Origin of the sequence: Paenarthrobacter sp. NPDC089988 (assembly GCF_044748465.1) — a bacterium.
Lineage (GTDB): Bacteria > Actinomycetota > Actinomycetes > Actinomycetales > Micrococcaceae > Arthrobacter.
Window position 1 is genome coordinate 406,707 of the sequence record NZ_JBIVGD010000002.1, and the last position, 15,701, is coordinate 422,407.

General features: G+C 64.4%; 17 protein-coding genes, 1 other RNA gene and 1 riboswitch. Of the genes, 7 read left to right on the forward strand and 11 right to left on the reverse strand.

Annotated features, from left to right (window positions below; genetic code table 11):
* Positions 1-18 precede the first annotated feature (18 nt).
* The 4 genes from ACIPV6_RS05150 to ACIPV6_RS05165 all read left to right on the forward strand — a co-directional run bounded on the left by ACIPV6_RS05150 (position 19) and on the right by ACIPV6_RS05165 (position 3,615).
* On the forward strand, positions 19-1,431 hold the full coding sequence (locus ACIPV6_RS05150) for a peptidoglycan DD-metalloendopeptidase family protein (RefSeq protein WP_400269828.1): 1,413 nt from the start codon (positions 19-21) through the stop codon (positions 1,429-1,431).
* 99 nt (positions 1,432-1,530) lie between these two features.
* Complete coding sequence (smpB, locus tag ACIPV6_RS05155) at positions 1,531-2,001, forward strand: SsrA-binding protein SmpB (protein WP_364158310.1); 471 nt, start codon at positions 1,531-1,533, stop codon at positions 1,999-2,001.
* Between the two features lie 99 nt (positions 2,002-2,100).
* Positions 2,101-2,469, forward strand: a transfer-messenger RNA (tmRNA) gene (ssrA, locus tag ACIPV6_RS05160).
* 156 nt (positions 2,470-2,625) lie between these two features.
* On the forward strand, positions 2,626-3,615 hold the full coding sequence (locus tag ACIPV6_RS05165; protein ID WP_400269829.1) for a S1C family serine protease: 990 nt from the start codon (positions 2,626-2,628) through the stop codon (positions 3,613-3,615).
* Here the strand turns inward: ACIPV6_RS05165 and ACIPV6_RS05170 are convergent.
* Entirely contained in the window at positions 3,612-3,938 is a 327-nt protein-coding gene (locus tag ACIPV6_RS05170) for a hypothetical protein (RefSeq protein ID WP_400269868.1), read from the reverse strand. The genes ACIPV6_RS05165 and ACIPV6_RS05170 overlap by 4 nt on opposite strands.
* A gap of 75 nt (positions 3,939-4,013) precedes the next feature.
* Here ACIPV6_RS05170 and ACIPV6_RS05175 point away from each other — a divergent pair, with 75 nt between their 5' ends.
* Positions 4,014-5,456: an MFS transporter gene (locus ACIPV6_RS05175; protein WP_400269830.1), complete on the forward strand. Its 1,443-nt coding sequence runs from the start codon at positions 4,014-4,016 to the stop codon at positions 5,454-5,456.
* An 18-nt stretch (positions 5,457-5,474) separates the two neighbouring features.
* Here ACIPV6_RS05175 and ACIPV6_RS05180 read toward each other — a convergent pair whose 3' ends face one another.
* The 7 genes from ACIPV6_RS05180 to ACIPV6_RS05210 all read right to left on the reverse strand — a co-directional run bounded on the left by ACIPV6_RS05180 (position 5,475) and on the right by ACIPV6_RS05210 (position 12,668).
* Positions 5,475-6,188 (reverse strand): metal-dependent transcriptional regulator, encoded by a 714-nt coding sequence (locus tag ACIPV6_RS05180; protein WP_400269831.1) that lies wholly within the window; start codon positions 6,186-6,188, stop codon positions 5,475-5,477.
* Between the two features lie 27 nt (positions 6,189-6,215).
* On the reverse strand, positions 6,216-7,004 hold the full coding sequence (locus ACIPV6_RS05185; protein WP_400269832.1) for a class I SAM-dependent methyltransferase: 789 nt from the start codon (positions 7,002-7,004) through the stop codon (positions 6,216-6,218).
* Between the two features lie 89 nt (positions 7,005-7,093).
* A complete protein-coding gene (locus ACIPV6_RS05190; RefSeq protein ID WP_400269833.1) occupies positions 7,094-8,488 on the reverse strand; it encodes an aminotransferase class V-fold PLP-dependent enzyme in 1,395 nt (464 codons plus the stop codon).
* A gap of 33 nt (positions 8,489-8,521) precedes the next feature.
* A riboswitch (SAM riboswitch) is annotated at positions 8,522-8,635 on the reverse strand.
* Between the two features lie 146 nt (positions 8,636-8,781).
* Positions 8,782-9,594: a histidinol-phosphatase gene (hisN, locus tag ACIPV6_RS05195; RefSeq protein WP_397322351.1), complete on the reverse strand. Its 813-nt coding sequence runs from the start codon at positions 9,592-9,594 to the stop codon at positions 8,782-8,784.
* 54 nt (positions 9,595-9,648) lie between these two features.
* Entirely contained in the window at positions 9,649-10,764 is a 1,116-nt protein-coding gene (locus ACIPV6_RS05200) for a ribosome small subunit-dependent GTPase A (protein ID WP_400269834.1), read from the reverse strand.
* Positions 10,765-10,766: 2 nt separating this feature from the next.
* Positions 10,767-12,146: a 3-phosphoshikimate 1-carboxyvinyltransferase gene (aroA, locus tag ACIPV6_RS05205; protein WP_400269835.1), complete on the reverse strand. Its 1,380-nt coding sequence runs from the start codon at positions 12,144-12,146 to the stop codon at positions 10,767-10,769.
* Between the two features lie 6 nt (positions 12,147-12,152).
* The gene (locus ACIPV6_RS05210) at positions 12,153-12,668 is read right to left on the reverse strand and encodes a DoxX family membrane protein (RefSeq protein ID WP_400269836.1); all 516 of its coding nucleotides are present in this window, start codon (positions 12,666-12,668) and stop codon (positions 12,153-12,155) included.
* Between the two features lie 180 nt (positions 12,669-12,848).
* On the opposite strand from ACIPV6_RS05210, the gene ACIPV6_RS05215 reads away from it, so the two are divergent.
* Complete coding sequence (locus ACIPV6_RS05215; protein WP_400269837.1) at positions 12,849-13,646, forward strand: sigma-70 family RNA polymerase sigma factor; 798 nt, start codon at positions 12,849-12,851, stop codon at positions 13,644-13,646.
* Positions 13,643-13,903, forward strand: a complete 261-nt coding sequence (rsrA, locus tag ACIPV6_RS05220) for a mycothiol system anti-sigma-R factor (RefSeq protein ID WP_400269838.1) — start codon at positions 13,643-13,645, stop codon at positions 13,901-13,903. The genes ACIPV6_RS05215 and rsrA overlap by 4 nt, the downstream gene beginning before the upstream one ends.
* A gap of 102 nt (positions 13,904-14,005) precedes the next feature.
* Here the strand turns inward: rsrA and ACIPV6_RS05225 are convergent, their stop codons facing one another.
* From ACIPV6_RS05225 to ACIPV6_RS05235, 3 genes are all read right to left on the reverse strand, one after another.
* Positions 14,006-14,080 (reverse strand): 50S ribosomal protein bL37, encoded by a 75-nt coding sequence (locus tag ACIPV6_RS05225; protein WP_369299106.1) that lies wholly within the window; start codon positions 14,078-14,080, stop codon positions 14,006-14,008.
* Positions 14,081-14,170: 90 nt separating this feature from the next.
* Positions 14,171-14,788, reverse strand: a complete 618-nt coding sequence (locus tag ACIPV6_RS05230) for a PadR family transcriptional regulator (RefSeq protein WP_400269839.1) — start codon at positions 14,786-14,788, stop codon at positions 14,171-14,173.
* Positions 14,788-15,636: a DUF4097 family beta strand repeat-containing protein gene (locus ACIPV6_RS05235; RefSeq protein ID WP_400269840.1), complete on the reverse strand. Its 849-nt coding sequence runs from the start codon at positions 15,634-15,636 to the stop codon at positions 14,788-14,790. Before ACIPV6_RS05235 ends, ACIPV6_RS05230 begins: the two co-directional genes overlap by 1 nt.
* Positions 15,637-15,701: the final 65 nt, after the last annotated feature.

Consider the following 15,701-nt stretch of genomic DNA (forward strand, 5'->3'; position numbering starts at 1 on the left):
GAATGTAAAGGACTCATGATGACCACGTTGGACCGGATTTCCCTTCGCCGGCGCCTGGCAGGCGGGCAAGCCCGGATTCTCGGTGCAGTCCTGGCCGTTGGCCTGGCTGCCAGCATCCTTTCAGGTGCTCCCGCGGCCAAGGCCGACAACCTGGACGACCAGCAGGCGGCGCTCGAGGCGGAGGCTGCACGGGTCCAGGCATCCCTGGAGTTCGTGGACGCAAACATTGCCAAAGCAGCTGCTGACCTGGTGGTCTACCAAGGACGGCTTCCCGGTGCCCAGCAGGCGCTGCTGGAGGCACAGGGCCGGGTAGCGAGCGCGGTCAAGGAAGTTGAGGCACTGGCTGCAAGGGTGGAACTGGCCCAGCAGAACAAGGCGAAGATCACCGAGCAGCTGGAAAGCGACAAGCAGAAGATCACCGATACCAAGAAATTGATCGGCCAGATCGCGTCGCAGGCGTACAAGTCGGGCGGGGTCCCCACCAACATCGCGCTGTTGTTCGGCTCGAACGAGTCCGGCAGCCTCACTGAGTCCATGGACCTGGCCGACCAAGCCATGCGGAGCCAGAACGCCGCCATGACCAAGTTGACGCAGCAGAACGCCACCAACGTGAACTCCCAGGCGCGCCTTGCGGCTGTCGAGGCCGAGATCCAGGACCTCAAGGCGAAAGCGGACGAGGCGTTGAACCGGGAGAAGGCGGCCCGCGATGAAGCCGCAAGCAAAAAGGCCGAGGTGGACAAACTCATCGAGGACACCACCCGACTGAACGGGCAGCTTCAAGCCGCCAAGCCCGGAATTGAAGCAGACCTCGCCCGCGTGAAGTCGGAACAGGATTCGGTCGCGGCGGAGATCGCTGAACGCGACCGCAAACTCCGCGAAGCATGGGAAGCGGAACAGCGCAGGCTCGCGGCCGAGGCGGCAGCCGCCGCGGCCGCTGCCGCAGCTGCCCAAGGCAAGCCGGCACCCCCGGAAACCCCGTTCGTCCCGCCGGTGGGCTCGCCGTCGTCCTTTGGCCTGCGGCACCCCTTCGCCAGTTACGTTCCCATCACTTCAGGATTCGGATGGCGTGCGACGCCGCCCGGAACCATCGATTTCTACGGCACCGGCGGCTACATGCACACGGGTATCGACTTCGGAGCGCCTTGTGGAACTCCGGTCTACGCTGCAGCGGCCGGTGAAGTTTTCAACTCCGGGTGGAATTCGGCTGACGGCGGTGGTTGGCGGGTCAAGCTGTCCCACGGTGTGGTGCAAGGCAACTCACTGACCACCATCTACTACCACAACAGCAGCATCGTGGTGGCGAATGGACAACGGGTCTCGCAGGGCCAGCTCATTGCCTACTCGGGAAGCACGGGCAACTCCACTGGTTGCCACGCGCACTTCGAGACGTGGCTCAATGGAGTTGCCGTTGATCCCATGACGCTTCTTTAGAGGCTTTCCCCGTCAGCGAAACTGCTTCCACCATGGCGCGGGGCCGTCCCGGCACTGGCGTACACTAAGTGGAATCCGCATCAAACAAGGAGTTCTACCGTGCCCAAGGAAAGTGGCCGTAAGGTAGTGGCCACCAATCGGAAGGCCCGGCATAACTACCATGTCCTGGATACCTACGAGGCAGGAATTGCCCTGATGGGTACCGAGGTGAAGTCCCTCCGGGAGGGGCATGCATCAATGGTTGATGGGTTCTGCACCTTCTACAACGACGAGTTGTGGATGGAAGGCATCCACATTCCCGAGTACAACCAGGGGAGCTGGACCAACCACGCCGCCCGCCGCCGTCGTAAGCTCTTGCTGCACCGCGAGGAACTGGACAAAATCTCGCACAAAATCCGTGAGTCCGGATTCACCGTGGTGCCTTTGCAGCTGTACTTCCTGGACGGCCGCGCGAAGGTGGAGATCGCCATAGCGCGCGGTAAGAAGGATTACGACAAGCGCCAGACGCTGCGTGAGCAGCAGGACAAACGCGAGTCGTTGCGGGAACTTCGGGAGCGCAACAGGCGCTGACCGTTGACGGCGTGTCCAGGGAATGAACGTTCCCGAAGATGCGTTATGATGGATAGTCCGGCGGAGCTTGGTGAGGCCGCCGGTTTGGTAACAAAATACGGGGATGATCGGTTTCGACGATGTTAGTCGCGACAGGTGAAGCGGGCCGAGGATGCAGAATTATCTCGTAAACGCTGTCTGCAAACCAATAAGTGCCGAATCTAAGCGCACTGACTTCGCTCTCGCTGCCTAAGCAGTAAGACAGTCCGTCAGCCCGGGGTTGCTATCGCCCCGGTTCCTGGCGTCATTTAGATAGCCACTGCTGTTTGCCTTCGTCATTGGGGTAAACGGGACTTTTAGATGACTGGGCCCGGATCAGCCACCTGTTTGCAGGATGGCTGGGGCCGAGAAAATCCGACGCAAACTGCGCCCGGAGAAGCCCTGACAACACGACATCGGACGGGGGTTCAATTCCCCCCATCTCCACCTGCGAAAGCCCTCGGACATGGTCCGGGGGCTTTTTGCTTTAATGCCCGTGCCAGTGAGTCGCGCAGCCCGTTCACCGACGGCGTATCCAAACGTGGACTACCCGCCCCTTCCTTCTGGTTGTAGTGGATAAGCACGGTGGGTGGCAGGAGGCATGTGATGAGCACCGAGCCGGAAGAACTCTTCCCAGATGGGCAGCAGGACGAGGACCGGGCCCTTGACGCCTACTCGGAGACTGTGATCCGTGTAGCGGATACCGTCACGCCCCATGTTGCCGCCATTGAGATGACCAGCAAGAGCCGCACGGGCCGTGTGCGGATGGGCAGTGGCTCGGCCGTGGTTTTCACTGACGATGGCTACATGCTGACGAACGCCCACGTGGTGGCCGGTATCCAATCCGGCAGGGCCGTGTTTGCCAACGGGAAGCACAGCGAAGTCGAACTGGTGGGTGCCGACCCGTTGTCTGACCTGGCCGTGGTGCGTGGGCTGAAGGCAACGCCGCCGCCAGCGGTGCTGGGCAACGCAGACTCCCTGAGGGTGGGCCAGTTGGTGGTTGCGGTTGGCAACCCCCTGGGCCTGGCGGGCTCGGTGACTGCGGGCGTAGTGAGCGGCCTTGGGCGTTCAATCCCTGTCCGTGCGGGAGAGCACCGGCGGGTGATCGAGGATGTGATCCAGACGGACGCTGCCCTGAACCCAGGCAATTCCGGAGGTGCCTTGGCGGACACGCGGGGGCGGATCGTGGGGATCAACACCGCGGTTGCTGGATTGGGGCTGGGGCTCGCAGTACCCATCAATGCGACGACGCGACGCATCGTCGCCTCGTTGCGAAAGGACGGGCGCGTGCGGCGCGCCTACCTCGGATTGGTCAGTACGCCGATTCCGCTCGATGCCAGCGCAGTGGTCCGCACGGGCCAGAAGGAAGGCCTCCGCGTGGTGGAGGTCATGGCAGGCTCTCCGGCCGAGCAGTCCGGACTGGAACCGGGTGACCTGGTGCTTCAAGCGCAAGGCCGGGCGGTATCGAGCGCCGAGAGCCTCCAGAAACTGCTCTTCGCCGACGCGATCGGCCAGCCCTTCCCGTTGACGGTGCTTCGCGACGGCAGGGTAGTCCAGCTCCTCGCGATCCCGTCCGAGATGGGGGAGTTGGGCTAACGGTCCTCGCGGACGTCCACGACGCCTACAAAGCGGGTGCCGATGCCCTCGTATTCGCTCCGGACATCACCCAGGAACAGTTCCGGAAGTTCGGAGTTCCTGTGGTGCCCGCAGTAAACGAAGGAGAAGTCGGGCCACCACTTCTTGGGCCGGGCTGCCTCGGAAAAGCCGCAGACAGCGCACGTGAGCTGTACCCAGACAGGACGCTTCCCGGTTCGGTTGGCACGCGACTGCACCAGCCACGGCGGCGGGTTGTCCTGGAGGTCGCGGAGGTCTGCCTCGGGCAAGCGAGACGGGATGCCGTGGCGCTGGGCCATTTCCATGGAGATATCGAGGGCCACGGCCACATCACGTCTGCTGATCACCACTCAACGATACGGCAAGCGTAGGCTGTGCTCATGACTGAACCGGAGGCCATACAGCCGAGCACGCCCTTGCAGAAGAAGGTGCTGCTGGTGGCTATCGTGGCTTCCTTCATCGCCATCCTCGACGGTTTCGTGGTCAATCTCGCCTTGCCGGCCATCGGGCGCGAACTGGGCGGCGGACTGGTGATCCAGCAGTGGGTGGTGGATGCATACCTCCTCACCCTCGGTGCCCTCATCCTGGTGGCCGGTTCCCTGTCCGACCATTTTGGCCGCGCCCGGATCCTCCAATGGGGCCTGGCTGGTTTTGCGCTGACCTCGGTGATGTGTGGACTGGCTTGGAACGGCGAGGTGCTGGTGGTTTCCCGGGCTTTGCAGGGTATTGCCGGGGCGCTGCTGGTGCCCAGCTCGCTGGCGATGATCGTCACGTCCTTTTCCGGTCCGGCACAGTCCAAGGCAATCGGCCAGTGGTCCGGGTGGACCAGCGCAGCGGCGATCGTGGCACCGTTGATCGGCGGAGTGTCCGTGGACCTCTTGTCCTGGCGGGTGATCTTCTTCATCAACGTTATTCCGGCAGCCGCAATCTGGCCTATGTTGGCTGGCCTGCGGGCAACGGATGCGGCCCGGGACAAGAGCAAGAGGATCGACTACCCGGGCGCCTTGCTGGCCATGATCGGCCTGGGCGGTCCGGTCTTTGCGTTCATCGAACAGGGCAGGCTGGGGTGGACCAGCCCCTTCGTGTGGGTTCCGTTGCTGCTGGGCGGCGTGGCTTTGGGGTTCTTCCTGTTCCACGAGGGCAGGACCTCCGAGCCGATGCTTCCGTTGCGGCTCTTCGCGATCCGGAACTTTGGTTGGGGCAATCTCGCCACGTTGGCCATCTACGGAGGCATTTCCCTGGGCTTCTTTATCCTGGGGATCTATCTCCAGCAGGTGGGCGGCATGGGTGCTACGGCGGCGGGAGTCGCGCTGCTGCCCGGGACTGTGATCCTGATGCTCGCCGCTTCCTACTTTGGCGGTCTTGCCGGAAAGTACGGTCCGCGCTGGTTCATGACCGCGGGGCCCCTGCTGTGTGGGACAGGGTTCCTGATGTCGTTGTCCGTCCAGGAGCCACTCAACTACTGGACGCAGGTGTTTCCCGGCCAAGTGGTGTTTGGACTGGGGCTGGCGACGCTCGTGGCCCCGCTGACAGCTGCCATCCTGGGCGCCGTTCCACCTGAAGAGGCGGGGATCGGTTCCGCGGTCAACAACGCCGTGGCCCGTATTGCCGGCCTGATCTGCATCGCCTTCGCAGGCTTGATCGTGGGTCCGGCCTTCACCCGGGAGGGCCTGTACAACGCCTTGCTGGTCACCGCGGGCCTGTTCCTGCTGGGGGCGGTGGCTTCCGTCGTCGGGATACGCAACCCGGTGCGTAATGACGCTGCTGCCGCGGTTCCGGATCAAGCATCCGACGACGGCGGTCCGCTGGGGGCGGCGTCCTGACCTTGGGCGGTGGCCGGCTCAGTGGTCAGCGAGGACGCAGCCTTCGTGCACGTCGGTGCTCTGCACCCACAGGGCCGAGGTGATTTCGTCCGCCAAGTCGTACTCCCGGCGCTGGGCACCGCTGCCGATCCGTACCACCAAGGCACCACCGAAGGGCTTGCGGCCTACGACTTCGATCCGGGCGTCCAGGGCAATGTCCTCTGCGGCCAGGTAGCGGAGCAGGTCCGGGTTTTCGTCGCTGATGCGCGTGATGCGGCCTGCGTGTCCCTGGTCCAGTTCAATCATGCGGTAGGCGTGCGGGAGCTCCACGGAGCCATCGGATGAAGGAATGGGGTCTCCGTGCGGGTCCCGGACGGGGTGGCCCAGCTTGGCGGACATGCGTTCAATGAAGGTGTCCGAGACTGCGTGCTCCAACATTTCCGCTTCGTCGTGGACTTCGTCCCAACGGTAGCCGAGTTCCTCCACAAGGTACGTCTCGATGAGCCGGTGCCTCCGCACCATGGCCAAGGCGAGGCGCATGCCGTCGGGCGTCAAGCGGATGGCGCTGTAGGGCTGGTGGTCCACCAAGCCCTGGTCCTTGAGCTTGCGCACCATTTCGGACACCGAGGAATTGGCTACGCCCAGCCGTTGGGCCAACTGGGAGGACGTGATGGGCTTGTCCTGCCACTCAGTGAAGGAGTAGATGACCTTGACGTAGTCCTCGATCGAGGAGGAGGGCGTACTGGTCTTCACGCTCCAAGCCTACCGTGGGTGGGCGCCTCAGGCCTTGCGGGCCCGCCACGTCTGCGTCACGTACGGCAGGGCCAGGGTCTGGCCAGGGGCGTGGCCGAGGTGTTCGTAGAGGTACCACTCCAGGTTTCCCATGACCTTGGCACGGGTAGCCTCGTTGGCTCGAAGGTAATAGCTGCGCGACTTGGTCAATTCCATGATGTCCTCGGGGGACACGGGGTCCTCCCAACGGGTGACATGGCATTCCAAGCCGGTGAACTCCGCACCGATGGCCGGCCGGAAACCCGGTTTGTGTACGTCGCCGGCATGCATGATGCGTGAAAGGCGGTGCACCCATGGGAGGGAAGTATCCAATTGGTTCCAGATCAGGCCCAGGACGCCATGCGGACGGAGCACCCGGGCGAGTTCCGTGCTGGCTTTGACGGGATCGCACCAATGCCAGGCTTGGGCAACACTGACGACGTCGAAAGCTGAGTCCGCCAGTCCGCTCGCCTCGGCGGTACCCTCCAACGCATGGACTTGGGGGCACGACAGGCGCAGCTGCGCCAGCATGTCCGTGGAAGGATCGACGGCGGCAACCTCAAGGCCGCGGTCTACGAGCAGCGCCGTGAATTTCCCCGTACCAGCGCCGATGTCGGCTGCGGACTGCGCGCCTGCAGGGAGAAGCCAATCCACGGAGTCTGCGGGGTAGCCGGGACGCACCGAATGGTAGTGCTCGCCGCCATCCTGGAAGCTCTGCCCCAGTTCATTGCGCCGGACCGCGTGCAGCTTGGGCCCGCCTGGTGGATGCGAACCGCTTGAAGGGCCTTGGGACCGCATGGCTCTGTACAGACTCCTTTACCGCGAACGCCGGAAATACCCTACGAATTTACAGCAAGGCAGGGCTGGCCGGTTCAGGCAAAGTGCGGTCAGTCCACGATGCAGGGAGCAGCGCCCGCGGTACCGGGAGTGTTGGGGGCCCATTCGGGATAGCTGCGGTGGTCGTTCGCGGGAACCCAGCGGCCCTCGTCCACCACGTAGTCCCAGCCCAGCCCGGTGCCCTTCAGCTCCTGGATGCCCTTGAGCAGCCGGGCAGCGTCCTCCAGGCGGGAGCCCACACCGAAGCTGGCACGCAGGGATCCGGACGGCAGTCCGAGGCGCTTGAGGAGCGGGTGTGCGCAGAACCGGCCATCACGAAGGCCCACTCCGTGTTCCGCAGACAGGTAGGCGGCCACGAGGCCGGCGTCGAATCCCTCCACCGAGAAGTTGACCACGCCGATGGTGTCCGTGGAATCGCTGAAGATCTGGTGGACGGTGACCCCGTCGATGGACTGCAGGCCCTCCACAAGGTAGGAGCGGATGGCGGCCTCGTGGTCGTGCCAGGCCTGCTGGTCAAGGCCGGCCAGGACCTGCGTGGCCCGGGCCAGGGTGGCGGCACCGAGGACGTTGGGGGATCCACCTTCATGGCGGGCCGGACCCGTAGCCCAGCTGACGGAGTCCAGACGGGCTTCACGGACTGCGCCACCGCCGGCAAGGTGCGGCGTTCCGGCGTCGAGCCAATCGGGGCGGCCTACCACTACGCCGGCACCAAAGGGAGCGTACAGCTTGTGGCCGGAGAAGACCACGTAGTCCACGTCCGCTTCGGCGATGTTGATCCGGCGGTGCGGAGCGAGCTGGGCAGCGTCCACCACGATGCGGGCACCGAATTCGTGGGCCAGTGCAGCCAATTCCGCAATGGGAAGGATTTCACCGGTGACGTTGGACGCCCCCGTGACGGCGAGCAGGGAAACTCCGCCCTGGCTCAGCTCATGGCGCAGGTTGGCGACGGTGGCCGCCAATGTGGAGGCAGCGACGACGCTGCGGTGGGGCACGCCTTGCCACGGCAGCAGGTTGGCGTGGTGTTCGATGTCCAGGTACAGGACTTCGCCGGTTGGCGTACCGTCGATCTGCGGAAGGCAGCCGGCCAGCAGGTTCAGGGAGTCGGTGGTGTTACGGGTAAAGATGACGGAGTCATCCGGGCGGCCGCCTACGAAGTCGCGCACGATGTCGCGGGAGTTTTCATAGACCGACGTGCTGATTTGGGAAGCGAATCCGGCGCCGCGGTGCACGCTCGCGTAGTACGGCAGGACCTCATTCAGGTACGCGGACACGATGGTCAACGCCGGCGCGGAAGCGCCGTAGTCCAGGTTGGCGTAGCGGACGTGACCGCCCTGGATCAGTGGTGCCTGCAGTTCCGCGCCGGTGACGGCAGCAAGGGGCCTGCCGGCCGCGGCTTCCTGCGTGACTGTGGGAAGGACGGTGGAATCGAACGCAACAGTGCTCATGGGACCTCACTCAAGAGGGACCCCCTTGCGGGGGATCCGCGCTTGCCGTATCCGTTCCGGACCGGCCTGGTCGTCACCCGGGGCACCCCACCGCGAATGGAGGGTTGCCGGCCAGCAAACCGGGGTTTAGCGCTGGCACTCGTGACCTGTAAGAAGACATTAAGGCACCCTGCATGCCGGACACAAAGCCGTCCACTTTGTTAAGCGCATTGTTACGCAGGATGCGGAAATGGCAGATTTGGCGAATAAAGTGCGGCGGACGCCTCCCAGGGGAGGCTTCCGCCGTCGATAATTCAGAGGAGGTCGTCGATTCCCGGGTTGAGGCGTTTCAGGACCTCGGAGTGCAGGATCGAATTCGTTGCCAGCGCGTTGCCGCCGAACGGGCCATCTTCGCCTTCCAGGGAGGTGAACCGGCCGCCGGCCTCCGTGACGATAGGCACGAGCGCCGCCATGTCATAGAGGTTCAGTTCGGGTTCGCAGGCGATGTCCACGGCGCCTTCGGCCACCAGGCAGTAGGACCAGAAGTCCCCGTAGGCGCGCGTACGCCAAATGTCCTCGGTGAGGCCGAGGAACTCGTCAAGGTTGCCGCGTTCCTTCCATCCGGACAGGCTTGAGTAGGACATCGACGCGTCCGCGAGCGTGGAAACGTTGGAAACCTTCAGTCGGGTGGCCGAGGCCAACGAGCGACCCATGTAGGCGCCCATGCTTTTGGCCGCCCACCAGCGCTTGCCCAAGGCTGGTGCGCTGACCACGCCAACCACGGGTTCGCCTTCGTCGATCAGGGCGATGAGGGTTGCCCACACCGGGACGCCCCTGACAAAATTCTTGGTGCCATCGATGGGGTCGATGACCCAGCGCCGTGAACCGTGGCCGCTGCTCCCGAATTCCTCGCCGAGGACGGCATCGCGGGGGCGTGAACGCGACAACTGTCCGCGGATGGCTTCCTCTGCGGCCTTGTCCGCATCCGTGACCGGCGTCAGGTCGGGTTTGGTTTCGATCTGCAGGTCCAGGGCCTTGAACCGGTCCATGGTCTGGGCGTCCACGGAATCGGCCAGGACGTGGGCCAATCGCAAGTCATCGTTGTAGCTGGAAACGGGTTGGGTCATGCCACCAAACTATCGTGGATCGTTCACGCGCCGGGGGAGGTGAGGCTCCGACCCTCAGTTGACGGTGCCCAATTCCTTGGTTTCCTTGGCTTCCAGGCGGGGGTCGGCACCGAGCAGTCGCCTGAGCGAAGCCAGCCGGGCAACACCGGACGGGCCGGCGTTGCCTTGCTTGACCCACTCGTCCAGCCCACAGTTCACTGCACTTGCGTCATGCTTGCAGCCGCGGTCGCAGGCTTCCGTGCCGGGCTCCAGGTCGGGGAAGGAATGCAGGATGCGGTCCGCATCCACGTGGGCAAGGCCGAACGAACGGATGCCCGGGGTGTCGATGATCCAACTACCGGAAGGAGCGTCCGCCAGTTTGAGGGCCAAGGCAGAGGACGAGGTGTGGCGTCCGCGCCCGGTGACGGCATTAACCCCGCCGGTTGCCCGTTCGGCACCTGTGAGGGCATTGACCATGGTGGACTTGCCGACGCCCGAGTGCCCCAGCATGACGGTTACCTTGCCGTCGAGGTGGGAACGCAGGCGGGAGACGGCGTCGCTGTCCAAACGGGCGGAGAGCCCGTCATCTGAACGCGCGTCGATGCCGGAGGCCTGCGAATCCGCCGTGCGGCTGATGATGACCGGAAAATCGAGGCTGAGGTAAGTGGCCAGCAGTTCGGCAGGATCCTTGACGTCCGCCTTGGTGACGAGGAGCAGCGGCTCGATGCCGGCGTCGTAGGCCGCTACCAGTGCGCGGTCGATGAAGCCGGTGCGGGGCTCCGGGTTCGCTGCAGCCACCACCACCACCAATTGGTCCGCGTTGGCCACCACGACGCGCTCGATCGGATCGGTGTCGTCCGCACTGCGGCGCAGGAGCGTCCGGCGTTCCTCGACGCGGACCAGCCGTGCGAGGGTATCCGGGCCACCGGAAACATCACCCACGAGTGCCACGAAATCACCCGGGACCACCGGGTTCCGGCGCAGTTCGCGGGCCCGTGCGGCAATGACCACCCGCTCATTGTCGGTGTCCTCACCAACCACGGCGGTATAGCGGCCGCGGTCCACCGTGATGATCCTGCCGATCACGGCGTCGTCGTGGCTCGGCCGGTCCTTGGTGCGGGGGCGTGAACCCTTCTTGTTGGGCCGGATCCGTACGTCCGATTCGTCCCAGGAGCGTGCGTCGCGGCCCATGGTCAGTTCGTGGCCCCGCCCGATGAGGCCTCCGCCGGGGTCCGGCCCAGCATTGCTGCCCACATCTGCGGAAACTCCGGCATGGTCTTCGACGTCGTTGCGATGTCCTCCACTTGAACGCCCTCAACGGCGAGGCCCAGGATGGCCCCGGCCGTGGCCATGCGGTGGTCGGCATAGCTGTGGACTACACCGCCATGAAGGGCCGCCGGGTGGATGATGAGGCCGTCTGCCGTCTCTTCGGCGTTCCCGCCCAGTCGGTTGATTTCGGCCACAAGTGCAGCAAGGCGGTCTGTCTCGTGGCCCCGGAGGTGCGCGATGCCGCTGAGCCGGGAGGGGCCCGTGGCCAATGCGCACAGAGCAGCGACGGTAGGGGCGAGTTCGCTGGTTTCGTCGAAATCGGCGCCCAGGATCTCGGGTCCGCCCGTAACCGTCAGGGTCCCGTCCTCCAGTGCGACCTCCGCGCCCATGGATGCCAGGATGCCACGCCACAGGTCACCTACCTGGGTGGTTTCAAGGGGCCAGTTGGGGATTCGGACGGTTCCGCGCGTGGCAAGCGCAGCTGCGAGGAACGGGCCGGCGTTCGAAAGGTCCTGTTCTATGCGCTGGTCGAAGGCCCTGATGGGACCGGGGGCCACGCTCCAATGGTTGGGTACGGAATCGTCCACCTGTACACCGACGCTGCGCAGGACAGCGACCGTCATGTTGATGTGGTCCAGGCTGGGCACCGGCTTGCCTACGTGCTCCAGGTGCAGCCCCTCCGTGAAACGCGCGCCAACCAGCAACAGTGCCGAGACGAATTGTGAGGAGGCGCTGGCGTCAATGACCAGGTGCCCGCCGCGGACTTCGCCGGAACCCATCACCGCGAACGGAAGGGCCGACGGCGTCCTGCCGCCTTCGCTGCGGACGGGCACGCCGAGCGCGACCAAAGCCTCGATGATGGTTCCCATGGGGCGTTTGCGGGCGTGCGGGTCGCCGTCGAACACCGTGACGCCGGCGCGCAGGGCCGCCAGGGGCGGGACGAAGCGCATGACTGTTCCCGCGAGCCCACAATCGATGGCTGTTTCCCCGCCCGCCTCGGACGGACCCATCGGTGTGATGTCCAGGTCCGGGCCGTAGTCGCCGTCGCCGGGTACTTCGGTGACCGTCGCGCCGAGCTGGCGCAAGGCCTGGATCATCAGCACGGAGTCCCGGGAATGGAGTGGTGCCCGCAGGCGGGAGGGGCCGTCAGCCAACGCAGCAAGGACAAGGAAACGGTTGGTCAGCGATTTGGATCCAGGTACCGTCACCGTGGCATCCACCGGTCCTGTGGCATAGGGTGCGGGCCACAGGGGGAGGGGTGTGCCGTTCTTCGGGTCGGTGTTTGCTGCGGTGGTACCAGTCATGCTTCCTTATGCTCCAACTGCGTTATCTACGGCCTTGCGAACTGCTTTGTCTGCGCGCTTGATCTGCTTGCCCGTTGCCTTGCGGGCGTCCGTGGCGAGGTGCTCGGCGCGCCATGCCAGGCTGGGGCGTCCCTCGGTGTCAACCGATGCCAGCAGCACGCCGCCCGTGAGGGAAATGTTCTTCAAAAGCTGGGCCCGGCGCGCGCCGCGGGCTTCCTTGCTGCTGATGTCCGCCGAACGCCACTCGACATAGGTGTTCAGTGCGGATGTCACGGCCAGCACGGTGGCCGCGAAGCGTGAGAGCTTACCCAAGCCGAGCAGGGCGCCGGCGCCAAGCTGGGCGCCGCCGATCACCCGTGCAAGGACCTTCTCATCAGCCGGGAACGGCAGGGACTCGGAGGCGCGGCGCAGGACCGGCGAGAGTTGCCGGGCAGTATCGTCCGCGTTCTTGAGCTTGTCCAAACCTGCGATGACAAAGCTGGACGCGAGCATGGGCCGCGCGAGAAAACGGATTACTGACATGTCTTGCCTCCTGGATGGCTTGCCACAAAAGTCACTGAGCGTTGTGTTCAAGGGGTGCAGTCTGCTCTAGTCTTGCACCTTTGCGGAATAATTACCCACCGGGACCCGTTGTGAACATCAGGCGCGGTGAAGACCGGGCTGCGGCATGGTGTTTGCCGCTTCGCGAACGGAGTTGGTTTTTTGACCCTGGTTGAGGACCGCCTGGATTTACTGGGGGCCCGGGTACCGGCGCAGCCGGATTCCCTGAAGCTGACAGTAGACTTGGCTTCGATGAGCACCATTGAACCGGCCGCAGCGGCCATGGACCAGGCAGCCGGAGCGTTGGACGACGCCGGGGTGGCAGCCGATGTCGATCTTGCCAAGGAGACACCCGAACAGCGGCGGGCGCGCTTTGAGCGCGACGCCATGCAGTATGTGGACCAGTTGTACTCGGCGGCCATGCGCATGGCGCGGAACCCCTCCGATGCCGAAGACCTGGTCCAGGAGGCCTATACCAAGGCGTTTTCGGCCTTCCACCAGTACAAGCCGGGTACCAACCTCAAGGCGTGGCTGTACCGGATCCTGACGAACACCTACATCAACCTCTACCGGAAGCGCCAGCGCGAGCCGTTGCAGTCCAACTCGGACACGATCGAGGACTGGCAGTTGGCCAAGGCAGAGTCCCATACCTCGTCCGGACTCCGTTCAGCCGAAGCCGAAGCCCTGGACCATCTCCCGGATTCGGATGTGAAGAACGCCTTGCAGGCCATCCCGGAGGAGTTCCGCTTGGCCGTGTATTTCGCGGACGTCGAGGGATACGCCTACAAGCAGATATCCGAAATCATGAACACCCCCATCGGTACCGTCATGTCGCGCCTTCACCGCGGCAGGAAGATGCTGCGGGACATGCTGGCGGACTATGCCGCCGAACGGGGCTTCAATGCCCAGACAGAAGACCAGGCCTCGGCCGGTAGCAACAATCAGGAGAAAGCGAAATGAGCGACTGCCAGGGATTGGGCGATTGCGACGATACGCGGATGCAGCGTATTTATGAGTACCTCGACGGCGCCTTGACCCGCGAGGACCTCAGCGAGATCAAGCAGCACTTGGACGGTTGTGAGGAATGCTCCGAGCAGTACGACCTCGAGTGCCTCATCCGCACCATGGTCAAGCGCTCCTGCACCGAATCGGCACCGGAAAACCTCAAGAACTCCATTCTTGACAGGATCCATTCGATCAAGCCGGTGGACGCCTGAGTTTGGCCTGTTGATGCCGGTTCGGCCTTGAACGCCAAGGGCCCCGGAAACCTGATGGTTTCCGGGGCCCTTGCGGTTTAAGCCTTGACGCTAAGCCTGTGCTTAGGTGTTGGGGCGCTTGCCGTGGTTCGCGCCGCCGCGCTTACGGTCACGACGCTTACGTGCACGCTTGCTCATAGCTGGCCTCCTTCAATGATTGATACTCAATAAAGCTGCCCTCCAGTTTCGCACATCCGGGCACGGGCTAGCGAACCGGGACGGTGCTGGTCAGCCGTGCAGCGAATTTCTGATGGCGACGCGGGCTTGGTCCAGCACGGTGCGCACTGTTTCCAAGGTCACGGGGGAGAGCGGGTGTGAAGCGCCGTGCTTCCTGAGCTCCACGCGGACATCGTCCCTGAAGGATTGCACCATGAGCTCGGCTTCCTTGAGGATGCGCTGGCCCTCGGGCGAGTATCCGGAGGGCCGCCCCGGTGCCGCGGTGGCCGTCCTGGCACTGCTCCGCGCAGCTTCCGCCGTCGCCGCCAGGTCCGCCCGCAGGCCTTGCATGTTGCTTCGGATGTCTGCCCGCAGATCGTCGGCGAGCCGCCTGACGGAGGCCGAGATGGTGTCTTCCACGTCGGCCAGTTCCTGGCGCCGGCGGTCAAGCTCCGCGCGGCCGGCGTCCGTGATCAGGTACTTCGTGCGCCTGCCTTCGGTCTCGGTCGCCACCAGCCCTTCCTCTTCGAGCTTGGCCAGGCGGGGGTAGATGGTTCCGGCGCTCGGGGAGTAGGTGCCGCCAAAGCGGTCGCCGAGGGCCTTGATGAGTTCATAGCCGTGCTTGGGCGCTGCCTCCAGCAAAGCAAGAAGGTACAGGCGGAGCGCCCCGTGGGCAAAGACCGGGGGCATCAGAGACCCGCTTCGCCGGGGAACGGGTGCTCGCCCTCCGCTGCCGGTGCGGTGGCGTGCATGATGAACGTCTTGCCCGAGACCGTATTGGTGCGCAGCAGCATGAGCTTCTCGTCGGGGCCCACGATCGTGTGGACATTGCTGCCTGGCTGGGCATAGAGCTGATCGTCGATGACAACCGATCCGCTGGCCGATTTCGCCACGACGTCGAGGCCTACATCGTGGGGCAAACGGATGGTGAGGTCGCCGGAGACCGAATTGGCGCCGAAATCGCTGGTGTAGTCCTGCAGATCGAAGCTGAGGTCGCCGCTGACGGTCGTGGCCCGCACGTTCGAAAACTTGCCTGAAGCGGTTACTTCGCCGGAGACGCTCTTGGCGGTCAGGACGCCGTCGTGGTTGCGGGCGATGACTTCGCCGCTGACCGTATTGACGTGCAGTTCGCCGCTGGTGCCATCGGCCATAACGGAACCCGAAACGGTGTTCAGCCGCACGCGGCCGCTGATGCCGGAGACCAGGCCGTCGCCGCTCACTGTCCCCGCCTCGACATCGACGCCGGGTGGAAGCGCGATCCCGACGATCACTGAATTGGTGCTTGTGTTGTTCACGGTGCCCATCAGGTTGCGGAACCAGCCCTGGGGTCCCTGCAGTTGATGGCGGACTTCGAGCCGGCCGTTGACCAGCGTGACCGTCAAGGGGTCGCCGCTGATCTCGCTCGCCTCGATCCGGACAAAGGGCTCATCGTGGGTCACCACGTCGAAGCGGCCCTTCACGATTCCCAGTTTGAGTGAACGGACGTCGTCCACGTCGATGGTTTGCGGGCCAGTCACGGTCCATAGCTCGTCTGACATGATCCCTCCAGAGATGCGATATATCGCGTTGATAAAAACACGATATATCGCGAATCCCGGCTTGG

Coding starts and splice junctions, on each gene's coding strand:
- ACIPV6_RS05170 (WP_400269868.1), bottom strand. CDS start 3,938: ATGGAAATGGCCCAGCGCCACGGCATCCCGTCTCGCTTGCCCGAGGCA.
- aroA (WP_400269835.1), bottom strand. CDS start 12,146: ATGACTGGTACCACCGCAGCAAACACCGACCCGAAGAACGGCACACCC.
- ACIPV6_RS05200 (WP_400269834.1), bottom strand. CDS start 10,764: ATGGGCCGCGACGCACGCTCCTGGGACGAATCGGACGTACGGATCCGG.
- ACIPV6_RS05185 (WP_400269832.1), bottom strand. CDS start 7,004: ATGCGGTCCCAAGGCCCTTCAAGCGGTTCGCATCCACCAGGCGGGCCC.
- ACIPV6_RS05230 (WP_400269839.1), bottom strand. CDS start 14,788: ATGCCCCCGGTCTTTGCCCACGGGGCGCTCCGCCTGTACCTTCTTGCT.
- ACIPV6_RS05190 (WP_400269833.1), bottom strand. CDS start 8,488: ATGAGCACTGTTGCGTTCGATTCCACCGTCCTTCCCACAGTCACGCAG.
- ACIPV6_RS05235 (WP_400269840.1), bottom strand. CDS start 15,636: ATGTCAGACGAGCTATGGACCGTGACTGGCCCGCAAACCATCGACGTG.
- ACIPV6_RS05210 (WP_400269836.1), bottom strand. CDS start 12,668: ATGTCAGTAATCCGTTTTCTCGCGCGGCCCATGCTCGCGTCCAGCTTT.
- ACIPV6_RS05165 (WP_400269829.1), top strand. CDS start 2,626: ATGAGCACCGAGCCGGAAGAACTCTTCCCAGATGGGCAGCAGGACGAG.
- ACIPV6_RS05150 (WP_400269828.1), top strand. CDS start 19: ATGACCACGTTGGACCGGATTTCCCTTCGCCGGCGCCTGGCAGGCGGG.
- ACIPV6_RS05175 (WP_400269830.1), top strand. CDS start 4,014: ATGACTGAACCGGAGGCCATACAGCCGAGCACGCCCTTGCAGAAGAAG.
- rsrA (WP_400269838.1), top strand. CDS start 13,643: ATGAGCGACTGCCAGGGATTGGGCGATTGCGACGATACGCGGATGCAG.
- hisN (WP_397322351.1), bottom strand. CDS start 9,594: ATGACCCAACCCGTTTCCAGCTACAACGATGACTTGCGATTGGCCCAC.